This is a genomic window from Jeotgalibacillus haloalkalitolerans (genome assembly GCF_034427455.1).
In the GTDB taxonomy this organism is placed as follows: domain Bacteria; phylum Bacillota; class Bacilli; order Bacillales; family Jeotgalibacillaceae; genus Jeotgalibacillus; species Jeotgalibacillus haloalkalitolerans.
On sequence record NZ_JAXQNN010000002.1, the window covers coordinates 750,998 to 772,810 of the forward strand.

Consider the following 21,813-nt stretch of genomic DNA (forward strand, 5'->3'; position numbering starts at 1 on the left):
ATTGTGGATCCTCCTATTGTTAAACTTTCACTCCTGACACAGGATAATCAAATGTCAGCTTTATTGAAAAGGATGCGCTGGATTGCTTAATCCATTCAACCTGTGCTTCTATTGGTTCCTGTATAATCTCTTCCGGTGAAGATTGAAGAGGCTCCCCTTCATATTCAACTACAATAGAAAAACTTTCTTCATACTGTTCAAATAAAAAGTAAAGCTCCTGATCTGACGGTGTATTCAACGCTTTGTCCACCGCTGCAGTTGTTTTCTTTGCCCAGTTAAGAAGCAAATGATCAAACGCTTCCGGAATTTTCATACGTTCAGTAAATTCATAACCAAGCCTCAGTGGCCCCGGCCGATACCAGTTATAGGTCAGCAGCCACTCTGAAAAGCTTGGTGTACCCAGCCCGGTTAATAATGCTTCCTGCCTGGACTCAATCACCATTTCATCTATGATCTGTGTTGCCCGTTCAATATTTGACAGCTCGAGATTTCCTTTTATCATCTGCAGTTTGTTCATCCAGTCGTGCCGGCAATGCTGCAGAAGTTCGAGCTTTAACTTTGATTCTATCATTAGCCCCCTCCTACTGAGTGTCACTTACACTCTAGTATAGCAAAGAGCGCGGATATGCTGAACATAAAAAGAAACTCTGGCTGTTTATAACCAGAGTTTCTTAAGAAATTAAGCTTCTTGTGCAGCTGGGTATACGCTGACCTTTTTCTTGTCACGGCCCATACGCTCAAAGCGTACAACGCCGTCAGCTTTTGCGAATAGAGTGTCATCTCCTCCGCGGCCTACGTTTTCTCCAGGATAAATCTTAGTTCCACGCTGACGGTAAAGGATTGATCCGCCTGTAACGAACTGGCCATCCGCACGCTTAGCGCCTAGACGCTTAGAGATTGAATCACGACCGTTCTTAGTTGAACCTACTCCCTTTTTCGAAGCGAAAAATTGAAGATCTAATCTTAGCATGGTTTTCCACCTCCTACTGTTTGAAGGTTATTTTAATGTATTGCCCGTATTCCTGTTCAATTGTCTGCAATGAGACAATCATGCTTTCCATAATCAGTTGGGTACGGCTGTCTGCTTCTGACGGAAACTCAACTCTGAGATAACCTCCATCATTTCCCTGGTGTATAACCGGTTCAGTCTCTGTTAGAGAAAGAACTGAGTTAACTGCGCCAAAGGAAACTGCAGATGCACCTGCACAGACTAAGTCTTTGCCATGCTCAGCATAATCAGCGTGCCCTTCCATCTGAAAAGCTCTTATCAGACCGTTTGGTTCTTTTTCAATGATAACCTGTATCATGAATAAACCTATTAAGCGTTGATCTTGCCGATTACAACTTTAGTGTAAGGCTGACGGTGACCAAGCTTGCGGTGTTGATTTTTCTTCGGCTTGTATTTGAATACAGTGATCTTTTTAGCGCGACCCTGTTTTTCAACTTTAGCTGTAACTGTAGCGCCAGCAACTAGCGGGCTGCCTACCTTTACATCATCTCCACCTACGAAAAGAACTTTGTCAAACGTAATTTCTTCTCCTGCTTCGACGTTAAGCTTTTCGATGTAGACCTCCTGGCCTTCAACTACTTTAATCTGCTTTCCGCCTGTTTCAATAATTGCGTACATTCCAATGCACCTCCTCAATTTCACTCAGACTCGCCATATACCAGGTGGCATCAATGCGCTTAATAACCTGTTATGAGCGGTTGTAGCACGGGTGCTACAAACAGTAACATATGAATGTTATCACAACCGGAAACAGGGTGTCAATGACAATATTGATTTTAAAAAGTTAATTTCAAATAACCCTGTAAAACGGATGAATATGATTGATTTCTTTGAATGCGACCGGCAGATTCAGTTCTTTTTCGATCCACCTGATAAATGCAGGGTCTTCTTTAATCAGCTGATGAATATCTTTTGTCAGCTCAATTTCAACCTTTTCAAGCATCCTCCGCTTTGATAGTAACTCTTTTTCAAGCTCAAGCAGACAGCTTTCCGGCGATAGAACGTGTCCATTTCCTGAACAGACTGGGCACGGCACCGTATAAAGGGTCTGATATGAAGCCTTTGTTTTTTTCCTTGTTAACTGATAGAGACCCAGCTCAGTAAAGCCGGCTGCATGGACATGCTTATGATCAGACTTCGCTTCTTCTCTGATCAGCCGGTCAATATCATTCCGGTCACTCTGATCCTCCATATTAATAAAATCGATCAATACAATGCCGTGCATGTCTCTCAGCTTCATTTGCCTGAGGGATTCAAGTGCTGCTTTTTGATTGATATCCTTTACCGCTGCCCGCTGCTGCTTTGCTCCGGTCTGCCTGGATGAGTTAACATCAATCACTGTTAAAGCTTCAAGCACATCAATGACAATTGAACTACCTCCCTCAAGCCAAACCGTCCGCCGGGTCATCATAAGATGTATGTCTTCTTTGAAATATCTCACGAAGAGGTCTTCATCTTCCAGATATAACAAAAGATCTGTTTCGAGCTCCATTTCACTGATAACAGATTTAAACTGATTTGATACTGTAACTGAATCCGTGATCAGTTCATCCGGTTTTAGCCTGATTAAGGCATCTTTCACATCTTCAACGAATTTTTCAGGCCGTTCGATTAAGAAACAGCCTTTCTTCTCTTTAAATGCCTGATCCAGAAGATGAAAACGCTGCTTTAAATGCTTAAGTTCCGCTGACAGCACATGCTCTTCTGCTGATTCTGCTTCAGTTCTGATCAGGACGCCTCCCCCGGTTTGCAGGGAATTTTCAGCCCACAACTTCAATCTCCTGCGCTGACCGGGCTGGATTTTTTTTGAAAACCTCAACATATCGGTATATGGAAAATACACCATATATTTGCCTGCCAACTCGATATCACCAGTAAGCACAGGACCTTTAGTTGCTTCTTCATCTTTTTTCACCTGAACAGGGAGCCTCATTCCCTGGTGAACTGTTCGGGATGATGAAGGAATTGATTTTAATGGCAGATAGCCTTTCGGACCGTGATCAAATATGACAAATGCAGCTTGCAGGGATGGTTTGATACTTGCAATGGTCCCACTGTATATATTCCCAACCTTTGTTTCTGAAAATGGCGGATATAACTCAAGCCGTTCCGCTTTCCCCTGATTGATCAGCGCCCATTTCTTTTCGCGCGTTTTACTACTGACGATTAATTGCTTCAATGATTGCACCTTCTCTTTGTACCGCTATGCTTATGATGCGGAAAAGTATCGTTTTATAATCATAACATCACTCAGATTTCCGATCATCTTTCCGTTATTCAGCAGAATAAAACGCTGCTTCTTTCCTTTATACATTTTATTAACAAGGACCTGAATATTCGTCAACCCTTCTACTACTTGAACTTTATGTTTTAGATCAGTTGCGTTCTCTCCCCACTTTTCAAGTAAGAATTGTTTGTGCAGCATGTGTCTGTTCCGGTAAAGCTGTAATGTACATACAGCCGTATACAGATATAACAACATCCACTGGAATTGAAGCCCATCCAACAGATGAATGATGATCACGATCAGACTGATTAAACTGCAAACGATCGATATATGTATACTTTTCTTAAAAGGAAAAAATAGATTTGCGATACAATAGCAGATCCTGCCACCATCCAGCGGCCATACAGGGAGCAGATTAAATAGAAGCAGCTGCAGATTAAGATGATACAGTTCATCTGTAAAGAAAAATGAAGGTTGAAAATTCAGTATGATCAGGTGTATCAGGAGGTGCAGGAGCGGTCCGCTGATAATCACTGCCAGTTCTTCCGAAACGGGCTTGTTCAATATCTTCTTCACAATCAGTTGACCGCCAAAAGGCAGCAATGTGAGCTTTGTAATTTCCCACCTGAAAAATACAGCAGTCATCGCGTGAGCAGCTTCATGCATCAGCACGAGTACAAATAATACAAAGAAGGATAAGAACTGTCCCGAAAGAAAAGACGCCATCGCCATTACCCAGAGCATTGGATGGATTGAGATAAAAAAGTTATTCGCTTTCATTGAGCTCGTTCAGGAAGAGGTGGAGATTAAACGGTGTGTCTGAGGGTTTTAGCATAAATTGATATGCTTCACCTTCAGCATAACCAATCTGATCTCCTGCATTGACCAGGTCAAACGTTTCAATTCCTGCAGGCACGACTGAAAGATAGACTGTTTTCTTTTTATCAGGATGCTGCATGACAACCAGACTTTCACCCTCTGCTTCACCTGCAAACAAAACCACCCCGCTTCTCGGTGCAAAAATCTGTTCACCAGCTGCAGCATGAATCACAGCACGGTCACCGCTTAAAGCCTCCTGATGAAAAGAAGTTGAAACAGGCATGACAGTCTCAGTATCTGTATAGAGGTCATTCATAAAACCAAGGTGTCTGCCCCATTGGTCGTAATGAGCAGCAAATTCAAATGATGAATAAAGCACGTCCTGCGCCTCAATTAATTGGTCTATTGACCAGAGATCGTCCTCACTTGCAGTAAATAAAACTGCAATGAAACCGGCAAGGATTGTTTTAATTAAAAACTTCTCCGGAAAACGGGCATTAATCCGGTCTTTTTTTTGAATGGTATTATGTTTTTTCACAGGGGACATGAATACACTCTCCCTTTTCAGGCTTGTGTTTCAGTCTATGAAAAAAACCGGCAGCACATTCGCTGCCGGCTAATTTACTTTTTGCCGAGAACTTTAAAGATTTTCTGGAAAAATGAAGGCTTTTCGTCTGACAGTGACATCAGTGGAATAGATTCACCGAGAATTCTTCTCGCAATATTCCGGTAAGCAATAGATGCTTTACTGTCAGGATTCATTGTGATTGGTTCACCTTTATTTGATGCTGTGATCACCTGATCATCGTCTATGACAATTCCCAGAAGATCAATCGATAAATGTGTTGTTACTTCATCAATATCAAGCATATCGCCTGACTCCATTAAGTGCTGTCTGATCCGGTTAATGATCAGCACCGGCGCCTCGTCAGTTTCCTGCTCAAGCAGCCCCACAATTCTGTCTGCGTCACGGACAGCTGATCTTTCAGGTGTTGTGACAACAATCGCACGATCAGCACCTGCAATCGCATTTTTATACCCCTGCTCAATGCCGGCAGGGCAGTCGATTAATATATAGTCATAATCCTGTTTCAGCTGATCAACAAGCTCTTTCATCTGTTCAGGATTAACAGCTGACTTATCACTCGTCTGTGCAGCCGGTAAAAGATAGAGTAAACCGTCAAAACGCTTATCTTTCACAAGTGCCTGGTTCGGTTTGCAACGTCCTTCCACCACATCAACGAGATCATAAATAATTCTGTTATCCAAACCGAGAATAACATCCAGGTTGCGCAGGCCGATATCAGTATCAATTAAACATACTTTCTTCCCCTGCATCGCGATTGCTGTACCTAGATTGGCAGTTGTTGTCGTTTTTCCGACACCGCCTTTACCCGATGTAATGACAATTGCTTCGCCCACTGCTATCTTCCTCCTTCAACCTTTGTAATACTGGGACGGATCTTCCTCAAAATCTGTAACCGGTCAACAACAATCTGATTGCTGTCATCTATGTATGCACATTCCATCTCATGCGCTTCATCATCATGATCTGGTGCTCGATTCAGTTTTGATGCAATGCGAAGCTGTGCCGGGAGCATCTGTGAAGCTACGATTACAGCTTCCTCTTTGCCATAGCAGCCCGCATGCGCAATCCCTCTCAGCGTACCCAAAATATAAATATTTCCACCGGCCATAATCATTCCGCCGGGATTCACATCCCCTACAAGCAGAAAATCACCTTCCACTTCGATTACCTGACCGGACCTGACGATACCGGTCATAGAGGACATTTCTTTTTCTCTTACCCGTTGTTCTGATTCATCTTTTGTGATCACATTGCTGTATATTTCGTCTACAAGCAGGCTTTTCTGCTGATGTACAATCTGTTTGATTTCTTCCTGCTGCGCATCAGTTAAATAGCGATTACCAACTTCAATTCTGGCTTTTACCGCCTGTCCATCAGCAGGCGCCTTATACTGAACAGAAAGCTTGTCGATCAGCTCTTCTTTTAAAACGTCGTAACCGCACTGGTCATTCAGCTTTAAAATAAAACCGTCTTTTGTTCCTTTAATCATTACATTTTGTGCACCCACATGATTCACCCCAAACCGTAGCGTATTAATCCTCTAAATGTCTGTACTTCAAAGCTGTCATCCAGATCTTAAAAGGATAAGCTGCAATCAAAATAAATGCTGCATTAAATAGTAAAGTCGAATATAATCTCTGGGTCAAAAAACCGTGAATATTTAAATCTGCAATTCCGATCAGCAGATTAAATTGATATACCAGCCATTCAAGCAGCGCAATCATAACTAATGTAACGACACCGCTGATGGCAATGTTTTGAAATATTAATCTTAAAATCATCGCAGACAGATAGATTAATAAGGGAAACAAAAACATATAGATTCCCATAATTCCAGTAAAGAACACATCATACATAAAACCAAGAGCAAAGGCATATATGTATGATACATTGCGGTCATAATAAAAACTCAAAAACAATAAAAACACAACCAGAAACCGTGGGACGAGCATCCTGGTGTCACCTGCCACTTCTATAGGTGAAAACGTTGCAAAAATACTTTCACTATAAAAGATCACAACACCAAGCAGCGGAAGTAGGAACCGGCTCATTCCTCTTCCTCCTCTGATTCTGCTTCAATCTCATCTGCTCCTGCAGCGATACGTTCCAATACTAAAACATGTTCAATATCATACAGTTTTGCAGCAGGTTTTACATAAGCTGTCTGGGTAAGACCATATTCATCAGATGATACCTCTGTTACTTCCCCAATCAGCAGCCCCCGTGGGAATACACCGCCAAGTCCGGACGTAATGACACTTGACCCTTCTTCAACCTCTACATCAAACGGGATTTTCTTCACCATTAATTCTTCTCTTTCAGGGTCAAATCCTTCTACTAATCCATAAACATTTGATTCTTCGGTCTGAATCAGCGCTGAAACGCGATTGTTGGAATTTCTGGCACTGAGCAGCTCAACCGTTGATGTGAACTGTCCGGTATCCTTTACTCTTCCAATCATTCCGCCGGCTGTCTGAACAGCCATATCAGCTTCAATTCCATTCACCTGACCTTTATCAATAATGATCGTATCCTGCCACTGATCAGGGTTTCTCGCAATTACAGTGGCATTCGTTGTATTGTAGTCACGAATGTTCCCTTCGACATTGGTCTGTGCTCTTAATTCTTCATTGTCTCTTTCAAGGTCAGTCACCTGCGTTTCGAGCAGCGCGAGCTCTTCAAGCCTTGATTTTAATTTTTTATTTTCACTGTACGTATTCAGCAGATCCTGTACACTTTCAATTCCACCCTGCACAAAGCTGGCCGGTTTTGATGCGATATTCTGCCCGAATCCGACAATATCCTTTACAAACTGTTCCGGAAGAGAGATATTTTCTCTTTCTCTTAATGAAAAACCAATCAATGCGACAAGCAGTATAATACTGACGAGCAGCACAATCAGCCTTTTATTTCTAAAAAAAGAAGGCATTTTCTGCACACCCCAATTAGCTGTTTTCCCTGTTACTTCTGTTTCTTAAAGTAATCAATATTATCCAATGCTTTACCTGTACCAATTGCAACGCAATCCAGCGGTTCTTCAGCAATATGAACAGGCATTGATGTTTCTTCAGTCATTAACTGATCAAGCCCCTGAAGAAGCGCCCCTCCACCTGTTAATACAATACCGCGGTCCATAATATCCGCTGAAAGTTCAGGCGGCGTATGCTCAAGGGTACTTTTTACTGACTCGATAATGGTCGAGATCGTATCAGCCAGCGCTTTTTGAATTTCGTTTTGAGTAATTTCAATCGTTTTTGGTAAACCGGTCAATAAATCACGTCCACGGATTTCCATCGTTACATCATTTTCAGCTGCAATTGCTGATCCAATTTCCATTTTAACGGCTTCTGCAGTTCGCTCACCAATCATCAGATTATATTGTTTTCTAATATAAGAGACAATTGCATCATCCATCTCATCACCGGCAACACGAATCGATTCACTTGTTACGATACCGCCAAGTGAAATAACCGCTACTTCAGTTGTACCTCCACCTATATCTACGACCATACTGCCAGTTGGTTCCCAAACAGGTAAGCCTGCACCGATTGCAGCTGCAAAAGGTTCTTCAATCGGGAAGGCGTCTTTAGCACCAGCCTGTCTTGCTGCATCAATGACTGCACGCTTTTCAACAGATGTAATACCAGATGGCACACATACCATGACGTAAGGCTTTCTAGTAAATGAACCATTTTTCAGTGCCTGATTCATATAATATTTCATCATCGTTGAAGTTGTCTCAAAATCAGCAATGACACCGTCTTTCATCGGGCGGAGTGCCACGATGTTTCCCGGTGTTCTGCCGATCATGTTTCTCGCTTCATTTCCCACTGCTACAATATCCCTTGTATCCTGCCTTAGCGCTACAACTGAAGGTTCTCTGACAACAATGCCCTTCCCTTTTATGTAAACAAGTGTGTTCGCTGTACCTAAGTCAATGCCTATATCTTTCGTTCCAAACATGGAGTATCTCCCTTTCTCATTCCACTAATAGCCTTTTAAAGGCCGGTCAAAAACCATAGCTTTAATTATAGCTTACACGCATGTAATTTAACAACGTTACATATACCCTTTTTCCTTCAAACTTACATACTTCTTCTCACCAATGATCAGATGATCGAGCACTTCAATCCCTATCATTTTACCGCATTCTACCAATCTTCTGGTCACGTCAATGTCTTCTTTTGATGGCGAAGGATCACCGCTTGGATGGTTATGGGCACAGATAATGGAGGCTGCGGAACGCTTGAAGGCTTCTTTAAAAACCTCTCTGGGGTGCACGATGGAGGAGTTTAACGACCCGATAAAAATGGTCTGCTGGTGGATGATCTGATTTTTTGTGTTGAGGTAAAGTGCGACAAAATGCTCCTGAGTCAAAAAGCGCATTTCGTTCATGAGAAATGTGGCACCGTCTTCAGGTGAACGAATTGTGAACCTGTCTTCAAAAGTAATGTTGGCGATGCGCCTGCCAACTTCTACAGCAGCAAGCACCTGCACAGCCTTCGCATGGCCAATTCCTTTGATTGAAGTCATTTCATCAAAGGAAGCTTCCTTTAATGACCTTAATCCGTTGAATTCCTGAAGCAGTTTATTAGCGAGGTTAATGACGGACTCCTCTTTAGAACCCGTTCGCAGTAAAATCGCGATCAGCTCCTGATTGGATAAGCTTTGTGGTCCCTGGTTAATAAACCGTTCACGCGGCTTATCCTCATCATGATAATCTCTGATCATTAACGTTTTTTGCGGAATCAGCATGGTTTTCCTCCTTAAGGTTGAAAACAGCTGAGAAAGCTTTGCAATTCCCTTTTCAGACGTGCGACAGGCAGTCCGACAACAGCGTAATAATCGCCGCGGATGGCTTTAACAAATAAAGCACCTCCGGACTGAATCCCATATGCACCCGCCTTATCGTAAGGATCCGGGGTAGCAACGTAATTATTGATTTCTTCATCTGAAAGCGGCCAGAAAGTAACGTCTGTCTGCTCGGTAAAAGTAACAGTTTCCTGACCTCTCATCAGTACCACACCAGTATATACGGTATGCGTGCGGCCGGATAAACTTTTCAGCATGTCTGCTGCTTCCTCAGCTGTTTTTGGTTTTCCTAAAATTTTTTCCTGATACACAATCGTGTCACTGCCAATGACAACTGCTTCTGGAAACTTTGCAGCAATATCCATTGCTTTTCCTTCTGCGATTTTCAATACAGCTGTTTCCGGATCCTGGTCCGTAACGGTGGATTCATCAAATGCTGAAGGATGGATCTTGAAAGGGTAAGGGAGTAATGACATTAATTCTTTTCTGCGGGGAGACTGTGAAGCTAAAATAATTTCCATGTTCATTCACCTCAATGAAAATGATAATAGGGAGACAGGTTCAGTATAGCATAGTTTTTTGTTATGGATGGGTTTTTATTGTATGCTTTTTTACATGATTTAGGCGATTCAACCAGGACGGAGTTTACTGGTTCATTTCTGGATTAATTCCAATAATAAACCGGTGAACTCCATCTCCAGAGTCCCTCTATAAAATCAATCATTCACTGATTTTTATTTCAAGTTGTAGAATCGCACTTAAACTTCGAAGAAAAGCTGTATCACTACTTCCTTTGCTAATTGACTGATGAATGTTTTGAAGCTCGCTATTTTCTAATTGCTCTCCGGACATTAAAGTAAACTCCTCCCCTGGGGACGCCAGCTTTTTATTGATGGCACTGATTGTTGCTGAGAGCCATTCATGATCACTTTCAGAGACATTCAGTTGAAAGGGTTCCACGCCGACCTGTTTGATATATACATCACCCGTATGATCAGGCGATAAAACTTTTGCTTTCTCTTCTGTTCCGGCTGCCCCGATCCATAGCAGATGCATATTATCCTGCTTTACAAGCACGTATGGCGTTTCAGCATTCATCGTAGAAATAAAATCATTCGCTGCTGTTTCCGTGCTGAACGCCCCCGCCTGCAGGACCCAGAAGTTGAATGCCGGCACTTCAAACAGGCTTGTCTCTTCAGGCGGTTCAGCTAACAATGACTGCTGCTCAGGCTTTTCGAGCAGCAGATTAAGAATGAATCCAAATATAACTGCACATAAAATACCTGAGAAAATAGGAAATAATATTAATCCTTTAGATTGCTTTCTGTTTTCAAACGAAGGGAATTGAATAATCGTTCCATCTTTGTTTTTTGAGGCCGGTTCCTGTTTCATCTCAGCAGCTCCTTCTTTTGTTCAGATAAGTTGAGACTAGCACGGGACACAAAAAAAAGAACAAGACAATTGTCGTCTTGTTCCCGTTAGATTCCGACAGCTATTTCACTTTCAGAAAAAAAGTCCGCTGTAGACTGAAATGAGTTCCTGACCCCAGAAATACGCGATCACTGCGCCTGCTGCAATCGAGGGGCCAAAAGGTACAGGATCTTTCCTGGATTTCTTTCTCACATAAATGGCAACCAGCCCTGCAGCTGTCCCTATAAATGTTGCAATAAAGAATGATAGTAATGTGAGTTTGACACCCAGCACCAGCCCAATGACTGCGTACAGCTTGATATCACCACCACCCATACCACCTTTCGATACGATGGCGATTAATAAGAGCAATGTAAAACCAACTGCCGCTCCAAGCAGTGCATCCCACCAGGGGGTTAAAGGTTCAAGTATTCTCAAAGGAAGAATGATCATAAGAAAAAACAGAAGAATTTTATCGGGGATCAGCATATAAGCGATATCCGTTACACTGATAATGAGCAGAAGCGAAATAAAGACAAGTGCAACCAGTAACTCAACAGATAGGCCAACATAAGTATAAGCCAGTCCAAACAGGATTCCGCCTGAAACCTCAATGATCGGATAAACCGGTGAAATCACTTTTTCACAATTTTTGCATTTCCCGCCTTGTATCAAATATGAAAAAACGGGAATCAGCTCTTTCCATGTCAGACGCTTTTTACACTGTGGGCAGGCTGAGCCCGGATATACAATCGATTGTCCTTCAGGGATTCTTAATCCGACTACATTAAAAAAGGAAGCCAGCAGCATCCCGGCAATTACAAAATAGGCTGTCAGTAAAATTGTCATTCGAGTGCTCCTGTTGGTTTATTCTGTTACACGATTACTTTTATCATGATAAAAATAGGCTGTCGCAGTAAGTTGAAGTACGATGGTTTGATCACTGCCGCCTGATAACAGTATTTGTTCATCAGTCAGTTGTTCAAACTCTAACCCTTCAAAATTCATCACTCTTTCAAGCCGCTCCATTTCCTTGATGAACTGCTGAAGGCTGTTAAAGTCAGGGGAGCTGACTTCAGCAGTAAATGCCACTGACTGAAGACCTTCTCCGGGCGGTGTGACCGGTTCAGCTTCAACTGCCTGATCATCTGCTTCGGTCACTTCTTCATCAAATATCAAAGGCTCAGGTATTTCTTCATCACCAAACTCCACAACGTCGATCTGAGTCCCGCTGACTAATTCCGCCGACTGCATCGCAAGCAGAATCTGATCTTCAGCTTTTGTCAGAGGCAATTTTTCTTCAATTACAACAGTTTCAGCATGTACTTCAGCAGGTCCTGTTGTGCTTTCAGCTTCAGCGATAATTAATTCACTCTCCAGAATCTCAGTTCTGGCTGTTAACGATTCATGATCAGCTGCCGCGGGTCTGACAAAAAACAGATAAAAGACAAGGAGCTGAACAAAAAGTAAAAAAACTAAAGTGATAATAATTGCCTGTCTTTTAGTCAGTTCCATTTTGCTGCCCTCCTGTCATAAACTGAAATGAAAAAATATATCTCGGTATTTCTTCAAAATCGCCATCTTCATTTGGAAACTCTGTTTCTACTCTGTCTACTTCCGCAAGCTCAAACAGCTCTGACTGATAAAGCTTTGATGTATACTCAGCTCCATCGTTCATTGTCTCAAATTGAATCCTGCTATGTAATCCTGATTCTATCAGCTCAAAACTGACAAGTGATGCATGTTCAGGCAGTAACCTGATCAACTCATCAAGATAAGGAGAAATATCGGAGGATAACGACTCCGCTCTTTTAAGTGCATCATCATATCCATTCTCTTCAATAACCTCCGGCTGTTCAAGAACCAAAAGTTCATTTTGCAGTCTTGTCTGTTCTAAAGACAGCTCCTGGTTTTCTGATGTGTAAGAAAAGTAGGTGATGACCAGCCATATCCCCAGTAATAGCCAGACTACACCAGTAATGATCAAAGCCTGTTTCCCCCGTGATAAAAAAGGTTCTTTTTGAGGCAAAAGGTTTATGTCATGGTTCATTTACCGGCCTGCCTCCTTTTGCATTAACCCGATCAGTCCGGTATGCTTTGCTTTCAGACCCTGATGATAAGTATCCAGAAATGTCTCATCTGTAATCGTAACAGGCAATTGATAATAGGATTCCAGCTTCTGCCCAATCTCTTTCAAGTAAGGGTTATCGCCTGTAAGGATGATTTCATCGATTTCTTTTTCACCTTTATGTAAAGAAAAACGGTAAAAATTCATTAACCGTTCGATTTCTGCAATCCTGTCTTCAAGCTGCTGCTCATAAAATGCCTGATCGCCGTGAAAGGTAAAATGGAGCTCCTCCCCGTCTCTCTCAGGCTTCCAGTCAGACAGCACCGTTTCAATTGACTGATACCGCATAAAATCAATCACGTTTTCTGAAAAAATGGAAATATTCAATGCATTTAAAGACCACTCGCTAATTAAATACGTTTTGCTTTTCTTCAGAAACTGAAGACTGTCTAAAAAACGGTGGATTGCTAAAGCTCTTATCTCAGCTGCAACAGGTTTCATCTTTACATCTTCAAATGCATTTGCATACGCTGTGATGTCTTCGTGCGGAGAGGCGAACAGGATACCAGGCGTCTCTCCCTGGCCGGTTCTCGACTTCGTTACCTGCTCCAGCCTGATCACATCGATTAGAGGATCTTCAAAAGGAAAATGAAGCGACTGACCGGCTTCCATCATAAAATATTCTTTGAGTGCCTCCTGTTTGATATCAGAAGGAATCATAACAGGTTTCATTAGAACGGAAGAGTCCGGCACAAAAAACTGAACGCGTGACTTCTTCAGGTCCCAGGAGTCCACCAGTTCTTTCATCAGTTCATAAAATTTCTGTTCATCGACAATCTGTCCATCTTCAATCATGCCAACAGGAAGAGGCTCTTCCCGCAGCGTGATTGACTGACCTGATCCTTTAGCGGAGGCAGCCATTCTAATGACGTAATCCTGGATCATGAGGCTGACTGTTTTTTTGGGTGGAAATAAGTTCATTGGGCTGCGCTCCTTTTAAGGGTTTATAAGTAGGTAATCGTTTTTTAAAGTTGACTATTGATTTCCATTTCATTGTGACTTCGCGAGCTAGCGCAGAGCCATAATCTTTTTACTCGCCCGCTCCTATCACAAGATTCGCCGCTTTAAGCTTCAATTACAGCTAAGAAAATAAAGAAATCAATTTAATACCTTCATATAAGTTAGTTTGTTGTATCAAGGTATGTTTCAATTGCGTCTTCAGTCACTGGGTCAGCTGTTATTTCAGTTATTCCATTTACTCCATGACCAGCAATACTCCACACATCAGTTGTTGCATCTCTAGTCACTGTAAATTCATCAGACCCTTGAATATAATCTGATAAATCGTCTTGATCACAACTACTTTCACAATCAATCGTGTTATCAGATAGCTCAGCTAACTTAGCAGAGCTAATAATATTAAGTGCCTCAGCTGCTTCAGCACGTTCATCAGAATCATTAATAATACTATTTACAATCGGCACTGCAATCGCAGCAATAATTGCAATAATAACGAGCACTGCTAATAATTCTACCAGTGTTAAACCTTTTTGATTTAATAGATTTTTGATTTTTTTCATTTTAACTTACCCCCGAAATTTTTTTAGATGTTAGATGTTAGCCCCGAAACTCTTAAAACAGGATCACCTCCTTAAAATAATCATCGTTTATAGCTGATCGTATAAAGTAAATAACGGAACCATAATGGCAAGTACGATAACGCCAACGACGGCTGCAAGTATGACGATCATGATCGGTTCGATCAGCGATTTCAATGTATCTACGGTTCTCTCAACCTCTGCTTCGTAAAAATCCGCGATATTTTCAAGCATCATATCAAGTGTTCCACTGCGTTCACCGATTAAAGTCATTTGATAGACCATCGGAGGGAAGATCCAGCTTTTTTCCAGAGGTTCCGACAGCGTTCCTCCGGTCTGCAGATTTTCTCTGGCTTCTGTGAGTACCTTTTCCATTGCAGGATGATCGATCACACGCTGAACGATGGTAATTGCCTGCAGAATAGGAACAGAGCTTGCAAATAGTGAAGACAGGGTTCTGGTCATTCGTGCGATCAGTGATTTTTGCAGCAGCGGCCCAAAAAGTGGGATCTTCAGCCATACAACTGATACTGAGTAACGGAACGAACCGCTTTTTTGCAGCGCTATGTAAAATCCGGTAATGATGCCTGCCAGCAGTAAAAAGAGCAGCCACCAGAATGATTGGACAAATTCACTCATGACCAGCACGCTTTTTGTAATCGCAGGCAATTCTGCATCCATCTGGGCAAACATGTCTGTAAACCTCGGTACAATTGTCGTCATCAGAAAAATGACGACACCAAATGTCAGGAACGTCAGCATGATTGGATAAGCTAACGCAGATTGAACTTTCTTTCTGAGGTTGTACTGTTTTTCAAAATAATCCGCAAGCCGTTCAAGTGTTTCATCAAGACGGCCTGACGCCTCACCTGCTTTGATCATATTAATAAAAATCGCAGGAAAAACTTTCGGATATTTCCCGACCGCCTCTGATAATGATGTACCGGTCTGAATATCATCTTTCACGAGAAGCAGTGTTTTTTGAAGCTGCTTGCCGGATAACTGTGATGCGAGGATCCCTGTGGAGTCAACAATTGGAATGCCGGCTTTAATTAAGGTTGAAAATTGTCTGCAAAACACAACAAAGTCTTTATGACTGACCTGAGGTTTCAGATAGATTTCCTTATGCAGAATGTTATTGGACTGTGAAATTTCGCGGATACTGATACCATCTTCACGAAGCTTGGCAATCGCCTGTCTTTCTGAAATAGAATCAATTGTTCCTTTTTTCAGCGTGCCTTTTGACGTTCGGCCGGTGTATTTATAGATCGTCATGAAAACTCACCGGTTTGCAGATGCTGCTGAACATCTTCATATTTTACTTTGCCTGCCTGCAGCAGCTGCTGGACAGACATTTGAAGGGTATGCATACCGGACGCTCTGCCGGTTTGAAGAACGTTAGGGATCTGATGTGTTTTTTCACTGCGGATTAAGTTTGCCACTGAAGGCACGTTGATCAGCACTTCCGTTGCAGCAACCCTTCCGGAACCGTCTGCCGCTGTGAACAGTCTCTGTGAAATAACTGCCTGCAAGACAGATGCAAGCTGCGTCCTGATCTGACCCTGCTGATGAGGTTCAAATACATCAATAATCCGGTCAATTGTCTGTGAAGCTCCACTTGTGTGAAGTGTGGCGAGGACCAGATGACCTGTTTCTGCAGCGGTAATGGCTGTTGAAATCGTCTCAAGGTCCCGCATTTCCCCCACCAGAATAATATCCGGGTCCTGTCTTAAAGCAGAGCGCAATCCATTGGCAAAGCTTCTTGTGTCCAACCCGACTTCCCGCTGATTCACCATTGATCTCCGGTGCTGATGGAGATACTCGATCGGGTCCTCAAGCGTAATCACATGCTTTGACTGTTCTCTGTTAATATGATCAATCATGGCAGCTAGTGTTGTAGATTTTCCTGAACCGGTCGGACCTGTTACTAAAATCAGCCCCTGCGGTTTTTTACATAAATCAGGAATGACAGCCGGAAGGTTTAAATCCCTGAACGCCGGAATGATATTTGTAATGACACGGATCGCAATCGCTACCGAATTTCTCTGGTGATAGGCATTCACCCTGAACCTGGAAACTTCGGGTAAGCTGTAGCTGAAATCAATCTCACCTTTTTGTATAAATTCATCCAGACGATGATCCGGAATTATTTCTTTGGCTATTCTCATTAATTCTTTCGGCACGAACTTCTCTTCCCCAAGCTCCTGCAGCTTTCCATCAACTCTGCAAATCGGGGTGGACGCGACGGTTAAATGAAGGTCTGAAGCTCGCATGCCGTGGGCTTTTAGCAAGAGTTGTTTAATATCGTATTGTTCCATTTCCTCTCTCCTAACTATGACAACGAAGATACCCTCAGGATTTCTTTGATCGTAGTCTGACCCAAAGATGCTTTTTTGAGTCCGTCCTCATGAAGGAAGGACGAATGCTCCTTCATGTATTGTTTGATTCTCGCTGTACCTGCCCGGTTTACAATCAGTTCTTTTAAACCATCATCCACACTGAGCACTTCATGGATCGCCATTCTGCCTTTATATCCTGTATGTTCGCATGAAGGGCATCCATTTCCCCTGGCTAATGAAACTGGTTCAATGCTATATGCTTTTAACAGCTCCAGTTCTGATTGATCCGGTTCATAACCGGCTTTGCAATCTCTGCAAACTTTTCTGACAAGGCGCTGGGCTACTACCCCTGACAGGGATGAAGCGATTAAAAATGGTTCAATCCCCATATCTGCAAGTCTTGTAATTGTTTCTGCTGCACTATTTGTGTGGAGTGTACTTAAAACCAGATGTCCTGTAAGCGAAGCACGAATCGCAATTTCAGCTGTTTCCTGATCACGTATTTCACCAATCATGACAATATCAGGGTCCTGTCTCAGGATACTCCTTAACCCTTTGGCAAATGTTAAGCCGACATCTTCGTTTACCTGAATCTGATTGATGCCATGCATCTGATACTCAACCGGATCTTCTACCGTCAGAATATTGACTGCTTCCTCATTCAGTTCATTTAAAGCAGCATATAGTGTTGAAGATTTCCCCGACCCGGTAGGACCGGTGATTAATATGATGCCATTTGGATTCTGGATCATTTTGATAAAGCTGTTAAAATTCAGCTCTGAAAAATCAAGGTTCTTCAGTGCTGTCAGTTTATTGGATAAATCATGCAGTCTTAGTACCATTTTTTCGCCGTAAACTGTCGGTAGCGATGAGAGGCGAATATCGACAGGCTTTTGGTTGATAATCGTTTTAATTCTTCCATCCTGGGGTACTCTGGTTTCGGTTATATTCAGGTTACCCATGATTTTTAATCTGGCCAGCACGACATTTTGCATGTCTTTTGGTAAAGATCGCTCTTTACGAATGACCCCATCCACACGGAACCTGACTGCAACCTCTGCTTCGTGAGGGTCGAAGTGGATATCACTTGCTTTTTGAGTTAAAGCAGATGAAATAATCTGATTCACGAGCCGTACCATCGGGGAATCAATATTTGTCAGATCTTCATCAGCGTCAGATTGCTTACCTGTTACGTCCATTAAGGCTGCATCCATTGAAGACTGCATTTCAAAGTACTGACTGACATACTTTGAAAGCTGTTCTTTAGTGGCGATACTCGGTTCTATTTGACACCCTGTTGCCATCCTCAGCTCTTCAATCGCAAAGTAATCCATTGGGTCTGCCATAGCTGCTGACAGCTTATTACGATCCTTTTTTAAAGGTATAATCAGATTACTTTTTGCAAGCTCAGCCGGAATTAACTGAATCAGTTCAGGATCAATTTTAAATCTTGAGAGATCAACATGCGGTATCCCGAGCTGAAATTCAAGCACCTCAATTAACTGCCTTTCAGTAATCACATTTTTATTGATCAGGTAATCCCCGAGTTTTTCATTATTACTTTTAGACATCAACGCTTCCTCAAGTTCAAATGATGACACCATACCGGATTCAACGAGCAAATCGCCAAGTCGTTTTCTTATAATTGAACTCAATGCGCTACACCTCAATTACTTCGGATTATTTTCTTCCGGCTTTTTCACGGTAGGTTGACCGTTGTTTTTGCTGTCCGGCTGTTCTCCAGCTTCACCGTTGTCATTCCCGTTGTTTTGATCTTGATTACTTTCTTCATTCGTTATATCAGTCTGATCCTCTGTTTCATTTACTGCAGGTTCAGCTGACTGAGCAGGTGCTACTGAGGATACTTCAATAATGGTTGGAACTGGCGCGTAAAACTGCTTTGTCACACGAGAATCCTCTTCCACTACCTCTGAAGAAGCCAGCTCAACCCGGTATACCTCTACCTGATACCCGTCAGATCCCTTTTGAAGCTGCAGTTCTTCACCAGGTTCTAAAAGGTTGGAATATCGCTTAATCGTTCTTGGTTTTACAATATCGCTTTGCACCCGTTCAAGAATGTAAGTTGGCTGCTTTGCAGTGATGAGTGCTACTGAAAGCTGATCTCCTGCCGACCTGCTTTCAATTGTCATAGAAAAGTCTGTCGGGTTATAGATTTTCAAATCTTTATTTTCCTTCAGACTGACTGACGCTTCGAACCCCGGTTTTGTATAACTGGGCGGTTGAAGTGCTGCATGACGTTCAATGATCTTTGCATCACTTTGAAGGAAGAGCTGATAAAGCGCCGATGCTGCAACGAGCCCAGCTTCTGTATCGTCAGCAATCATTGAGTTGAATGAAAATTGGCTGTCAGCATCTATTACCAATGATGATAGGAGATCAGCTGCTGCTTTTGCCTGAACGGATGACAGCTGAACGGTAATCGGCTGGCTGGCTGCAGTTTGTTCAGGCGCGTCCTGATTAAGATCCTGATAAACTAAGCGTTCAGCAAGCATAAGCAATTGTTCTTTAGTCTGTTCAACATTGATCATCTCTGAATAGTCAGCAAGATATGTATCATCCAATTCTGCAGTCAGGGGAAAAGTCACCTGGTCATTCCTCTCCCAGAATGCGAACCATGGTGTATGTATAGCATTTTCTAAAGCCTGATAGCTTTGCTCAATGTCGAATTCGAACTGACTCCTTGGAACCTCAAAGCTTCCTCCAGGAAAGCTGACAAGAATTGGCCCGCTGCTTTTCCACTCTGCAATTGCATGTGCAGTATTTATCTTCATTTCTTTCACATGATCTCTTTCGATGGTAAAACCGCTATCTGCCGCTGAAATGGGACGATTACTCAGGTAAGTCACGGTACTGATGATCAGGAGAACTGCAGAAAAAAAGATCATTACCGGTTTTATGAATTTTTTCACCATACGTCCCACTCCTTTCTGCTTATCTTATATGTGTATTTTATCCTAAAATTCGCCATTAAAACTCAAATAATAAATTAAAAGTCTTATATAAAAGTGCTTAGACAATCCTCTATAAGTATAGAACGTATAAATTAACAGGACAACATCCGATTTGTAGTTCTTTATACACAAAATGAGCATTTTTCACAAAATGCTCACTTTGCATAAACAGCAACCTTATTTCTGCCTTTCTGTTTTGCACCAATATAAAGTGCCCTGTCGGCATTTCTGAGGAGGTTTTTGTAGGAATCAGTATCCTCCGGTGATGAAGCTACGCCTATACTGACAGTCATCTGAATTTTTGACATTTCACGTTTTTTACTCAGATCATGCTGGATTTCAAAAATTGTATTTTCAACTGCACACCTGATCTTTTCACCAATCATCTGTGCCTCTTCTTTTGTTTGTTCACTTAATAAAAGTACGAATTCTTCACCGCCATATCTTGCAATCAATGCATCTCCTCCGGCAGTTTCAATCAGAACGCCAGCCAATTCTTTTAAAAGATCATTCCCGCTTTCATGCCCATACGTATCGTTTACTTTTTTGAAATGATCAATATCAAGTAAAATGAGTGACAGTGCATTCATATGACCTTTTTCAAGCCTTGAGAATTCTTTTTCCAGCTGTTCATTAAAATATCTAAAGTTATACAGCCCTGTTAATGCACAGCGCTCACTTCTTTTGATGTTACGCTGATAGTTTCGTGCATTTTGCATGGCAATTGCCAGATAAGAACAAAGAATTTCAAGAATGGCAATCAGGTGGGTCCCGAACGCATTTTTCTTTTTAGAAGCAGCCAGTAGTACAGCAACAGTTTTTTTGTCCCGCTGAATCGGTACGCAGATGATGCTTTCTATATCTGCCGGTATATAGCCTTCAACCTCTTCCACCCATTCAGTTTTCTTACCGAACAGCATAGCATCCCCGGTTTCCCATACCTTCCCTGAGATCCCTTCGCCTTTTCTGACGGGAGATAAATTATTCGGTTCGAGCTGTCCGTTTTCAATTCTTCTCAATAAAACGAGTTCATCTCTGTTTGTATGAACGTCCAGTACATATGTATAATCAAGCGGCATCAGCTCAGCCAGTTTATTCGTAAATAAATCCAGCACTTCATTTACATTTAATCGTTCTGCCAGCTGATGACCGATTTTAGCTGATTTAGCCAGATCAATGTTCACTCTTTCGGCTGTATTATAAAGACGCAGAATCAGCGTTACCGCAAGAAATGGAATTCCGAGTAATAGCGTGGCTGCCGGACCCAGTAATACCAGCAGATAATATAAAGCAAGTCCAAATGGCATACTAAGCATAGTTGCAGCATAATCCAGCTTAGTATCACTGCTTAAAAACGAATACCGGTTGCCAATGATCCAGTTAAACACATACAGATAAATATGGTTTGCGAAAATATGGATAAATATATAGATGCCGGAAGCAAGCATCAATGGCCAGAATCCATCTGAAACATCAATCCCAATTTGATAAAACACGAGTCCTGCCAGCAGACTGATCAGCATAAACATGGTTGAATTAAGCGGAAACCGGTATAGCGTCTTAAACGTCATACGCGCCCTGAATAATAAGGGAACCAGTACAATTTGCATTAAAAGCATTTCAAAGAATAAGCCATAGGTTAAAAATGCGGCAAGGTTAATCCAGTGAATGATAAAGATGGTTGAATGATCTACTTTAAAGGGAAGATAAGCTGAAATGACCGCCAGACAGACCACGCTGATGACAATTGTCCAGTCAAACTCCTGGAGCGGACTGACCTGATAGGCAAAGTAAAGACCAGATGGAAATACTGCCAACCATATAATCCATAATACCCACTTTACGGTTTTATTTACCTCTTTCATCTTATCTCACCACACTTTCTTATGATAATAGTCACATTTATTCTTTATCATAACAAAATAACCGTTGCTCGTCACATAAATTTTAACTAATGAAAATTTTCTTTC

25 protein-coding genes and 1 other annotated feature are annotated in these 21,813 nt (G+C 42.1%); all 25 genes read right to left on the reverse strand.

Annotated elements, in window-relative coordinates:
* Positions 1-19: 19 nt before the first annotated feature.
* The 25 genes from UFB30_RS08860 to UFB30_RS08980 all read right to left on the reverse strand — a co-directional run bounded on the left by UFB30_RS08860 (position 20) and on the right by UFB30_RS08980 (position 21,708).
* Positions 20-571 carry a Spo0B domain-containing protein gene (locus UFB30_RS08860; protein ID WP_322421312.1) on the reverse strand — a complete coding sequence of 184 codons (552 nt, stop codon included), beginning with the start codon at positions 569-571 and terminating at the stop codon, positions 20-22.
* Between the two features lie 108 nt (positions 572-679).
* On the reverse strand, positions 680-970 hold the full coding sequence (gene rpmA / locus UFB30_RS08865; RefSeq protein ID WP_039810086.1) for a 50S ribosomal protein L27: 291 nt from the start codon (positions 968-970) through the stop codon (positions 680-682).
* A 13-nt stretch (positions 971-983) separates the two neighbouring features.
* Positions 984-1,307 (reverse strand): ribosomal-processing cysteine protease Prp, encoded by a 324-nt coding sequence (locus tag UFB30_RS08870; protein WP_322421313.1) that lies wholly within the window; start codon positions 1,305-1,307, stop codon positions 984-986.
* 11 nt (positions 1,308-1,318) lie between these two features.
* On the reverse strand, positions 1,319-1,627 hold the full coding sequence (gene rplU, locus UFB30_RS08875) for a 50S ribosomal protein L21 (protein WP_322421314.1): 309 nt from the start codon (positions 1,625-1,627) through the stop codon (positions 1,319-1,321).
* Between the two features lie 16 nt (positions 1,628-1,643).
* Positions 1,644-1,719 (reverse strand) — a sequence feature (ribosomal protein L21 leader region).
* Positions 1,720-1,799: 80 nt separating this feature from the next.
* Positions 1,800-3,188 (reverse strand): ribonuclease E/G, encoded by a 1,389-nt coding sequence (locus UFB30_RS08880; protein ID WP_322421315.1) that lies wholly within the window; start codon positions 3,186-3,188, stop codon positions 1,800-1,802.
* A 30-nt stretch (positions 3,189-3,218) separates the two neighbouring features.
* Positions 3,219-4,016, reverse strand: a complete 798-nt coding sequence (locus UFB30_RS08885; protein ID WP_322421316.1) for a site-2 protease family protein — start codon at positions 4,014-4,016, stop codon at positions 3,219-3,221.
* Positions 4,003-4,602 carry a M23 family metallopeptidase gene (locus UFB30_RS08890; protein ID WP_322421317.1) on the reverse strand — a complete coding sequence of 200 codons (600 nt, stop codon included), beginning with the start codon at positions 4,600-4,602 and terminating at the stop codon, positions 4,003-4,005. The genes UFB30_RS08885 and UFB30_RS08890 overlap by 14 nt, the downstream gene beginning before the upstream one ends.
* A 74-nt stretch (positions 4,603-4,676) precedes the next feature.
* Complete coding sequence (gene minD, locus UFB30_RS08895; RefSeq protein ID WP_322421318.1) at positions 4,677-5,477, reverse strand: septum site-determining protein MinD; 801 nt, start codon at positions 5,475-5,477, stop codon at positions 4,677-4,679.
* Between the two features lie 2 nt (positions 5,478-5,479).
* Positions 5,480-6,133, reverse strand: a complete 654-nt coding sequence (minC, locus tag UFB30_RS08900; RefSeq protein ID WP_322421543.1) for a septum site-determining protein MinC — start codon at positions 6,131-6,133, stop codon at positions 5,480-5,482.
* Positions 6,134-6,176: 43 nt separating this feature from the next.
* A complete protein-coding gene (mreD, locus tag UFB30_RS08905; protein ID WP_322421319.1) occupies positions 6,177-6,695 on the reverse strand; it encodes a rod shape-determining protein MreD in 519 nt (172 codons plus the stop codon).
* The gene (gene mreC, locus UFB30_RS08910; protein ID WP_322421320.1) at positions 6,692-7,573 is read right to left on the reverse strand and encodes a rod shape-determining protein MreC; all 882 of its coding nucleotides are present in this window, start codon (positions 7,571-7,573) and stop codon (positions 6,692-6,694) included. Before mreC ends, mreD begins: the two co-directional genes overlap by 4 nt.
* Before the next feature lie 32 nt (positions 7,574-7,605).
* On the reverse strand, positions 7,606-8,607 hold the full coding sequence (locus UFB30_RS08915; protein WP_322421321.1) for a rod shape-determining protein: 1,002 nt from the start codon (positions 8,605-8,607) through the stop codon (positions 7,606-7,608).
* A gap of 96 nt (positions 8,608-8,703) precedes the next feature.
* Positions 8,704-9,399 carry a RadC family protein gene (gene radC, locus UFB30_RS08920; protein WP_435390826.1) on the reverse strand — a complete coding sequence of 232 codons (696 nt, stop codon included), beginning with the start codon at positions 9,397-9,399 and terminating at the stop codon, positions 8,704-8,706.
* 11 nt (positions 9,400-9,410) lie between these two features.
* Complete coding sequence (locus tag UFB30_RS08925; RefSeq protein WP_322421322.1) at positions 9,411-9,983, reverse strand: Maf family protein; 573 nt, start codon at positions 9,981-9,983, stop codon at positions 9,411-9,413.
* Between the two features lie 193 nt (positions 9,984-10,176).
* A complete protein-coding gene (locus UFB30_RS08930; RefSeq protein WP_322421323.1) occupies positions 10,177-10,848 on the reverse strand; it encodes an SPOR domain-containing protein in 672 nt (223 codons plus the stop codon).
* 111 nt (positions 10,849-10,959) lie between these two features.
* Positions 10,960-11,715: a prepilin peptidase gene (locus UFB30_RS08935; protein ID WP_322421324.1), complete on the reverse strand. Its 756-nt coding sequence runs from the start codon at positions 11,713-11,715 to the stop codon at positions 10,960-10,962.
* Between the two features lie 18 nt (positions 11,716-11,733).
* Positions 11,734-12,381: a hypothetical protein gene (locus UFB30_RS08940; RefSeq protein WP_322421325.1), complete on the reverse strand. Its 648-nt coding sequence runs from the start codon at positions 12,379-12,381 to the stop codon at positions 11,734-11,736.
* Positions 12,368-12,916, reverse strand: a complete 549-nt coding sequence (locus tag UFB30_RS08945) for a hypothetical protein (protein WP_322421326.1) — start codon at positions 12,914-12,916, stop codon at positions 12,368-12,370. The genes UFB30_RS08940 and UFB30_RS08945 overlap by 14 nt, the downstream gene beginning before the upstream one ends.
* Positions 12,917-13,915 (reverse strand): type IV pilus biogenesis protein PilM, encoded by a 999-nt coding sequence (gene pilM, locus UFB30_RS08950; protein WP_322421327.1) that lies wholly within the window; start codon positions 13,913-13,915, stop codon positions 12,917-12,919. It lies immediately after the preceding gene.
* Between the two features lie 200 nt (positions 13,916-14,115).
* Complete coding sequence (locus UFB30_RS08955; RefSeq protein ID WP_322421328.1) at positions 14,116-14,514, reverse strand: prepilin-type N-terminal cleavage/methylation domain-containing protein; 399 nt, start codon at positions 14,512-14,514, stop codon at positions 14,116-14,118.
* Between the two features lie 87 nt (positions 14,515-14,601).
* The gene (locus UFB30_RS08960) at positions 14,602-15,807 is read right to left on the reverse strand and encodes a type II secretion system F family protein (RefSeq protein ID WP_322421329.1); all 1,206 of its coding nucleotides are present in this window, start codon (positions 15,805-15,807) and stop codon (positions 14,602-14,604) included.
* Positions 15,804-16,850 (reverse strand): type IV pilus twitching motility protein PilT, encoded by a 1,047-nt coding sequence (locus UFB30_RS08965; protein WP_322421330.1) that lies wholly within the window; start codon positions 16,848-16,850, stop codon positions 15,804-15,806. The genes UFB30_RS08960 and UFB30_RS08965 overlap by 4 nt, the downstream gene beginning before the upstream one ends.
* Before the next feature lie 14 nt (positions 16,851-16,864).
* Positions 16,865-18,526 (reverse strand): GspE/PulE family protein, encoded by a 1,662-nt coding sequence (locus UFB30_RS08970; RefSeq protein ID WP_494337694.1) that lies wholly within the window; start codon positions 18,524-18,526, stop codon positions 16,865-16,867.
* A gap of 15 nt (positions 18,527-18,541) precedes the next feature.
* Entirely contained in the window at positions 18,542-19,804 is a 1,263-nt protein-coding gene (locus tag UFB30_RS08975; RefSeq protein WP_322421331.1) for a VanW family protein, read from the reverse strand.
* Positions 19,805-19,998: 194 nt separating this feature from the next.
* Positions 19,999-21,708 carry a sensor domain-containing diguanylate cyclase gene (locus UFB30_RS08980; RefSeq protein WP_322421332.1) on the reverse strand — a complete coding sequence of 570 codons (1,710 nt, stop codon included), beginning with the start codon at positions 21,706-21,708 and terminating at the stop codon, positions 19,999-20,001.
* Between the last annotated feature and the right edge of the window lie 105 nt (positions 21,709-21,813).